Source organism: Streptomyces hainanensis (assembly GCF_004348415.1).
GTDB lineage: Bacteria > Actinomycetota > Actinomycetes > Streptomycetales > Streptomycetaceae > Streptomyces > Streptomyces hainanensis.
The window spans coordinates 1-920 of sequence record NZ_SMKI01000874.1; the positions used below are offsets into that span (position 1 = coordinate 1).

General features: G+C 74.5%; 1 protein-coding gene. It reads left to right on the forward strand.

Going from position 1 to position 920, the window contains the following annotated elements; translation table 11 throughout:
• Positions 1–54 precede the first annotated feature (54 nt).
• A partial coding sequence (locus tag E1283_RS36575; protein ID WP_132822437.1) for a serine/threonine-protein kinase occupies positions 55–920 on the forward strand: 866 nt, incomplete at its 3' end.

The window sequence follows — 920 nt, forward strand, 5'->3', positions numbered from 1 at the left end:
GGCCGGGAAGGCGTGGGGGAGTTATCGGCGCTGGCGGCGGATGATCCGCGGCAGGTGGGGCGTTATCGCGTGCTGGCGCGGCTGGGCTCCGGCGGAATGGGGCGGGTCTTCCTGGCGCGTTCGCCCGGTGGGCGGCCGGTCGCGGTGAAGGTGATCCGCAGCGAGCTGGCCGAGGACCGGGAGTTCCGGCAACGGTTCGCGCGGGAGGTGGCGGCGGCCCGTCGGGTCAACAGCTTCTTCACCGCGGGGGTGTTGGACGCGGACCCGGAGGGTTCGCCGCCGTGGCTGGCCACCGCCTACGTCCCCGGGCTTTCGCTGGACGAGGCGGTCGCCGCGCACGGCGCCTGGCCCGAGGTCTCCGTGCGGGCCCTGGGCGCCGGGCTCGCCGAGGCGTTGGAGGCCATCCACGGGACCGGTCTCGTGCACCGCGACCTGAAGCCGTCGAACGTGCTGCTGGCACAGGACGGCCCCCGCGTCATCGACTTCGGGATATCGAGGGCGATGGGGGCGACCACGCTGACGCTGACCGGGGCGGTGGTGGGGACACCGGGTTTCATCTCGCCCGAGCAGCTGACCGACGGCGACACGAGCCCGGTGAGCGACGTGTTCTCGCTCGGTGCGGTGCTGGTCTACGCGGCGAGCGGCACGGGCCCGTTCGGCCGGGGGACACCGCAGGAGATCAACTTCCGTGCCGCGTACGAGCCGCCGCGACTGCGCGACGTGCCGCCCGGGCTGCGGGAGTTGGCGGGCCAGTGCCTGGAGAAGGACCCCCGGCTGCGGCCGGACGTGGCCTGGCTGTTGGCGGAGTTGGAGGAGCGGGAGGAGGAGAGCGACGCGGCCGCCACGGTGGCGCGGGAGTGGCTGCCGGCCCCGGTCTCCCACGCGGTGCGGGCGCGAATGGAGACCCCGCTGCCCGCGAC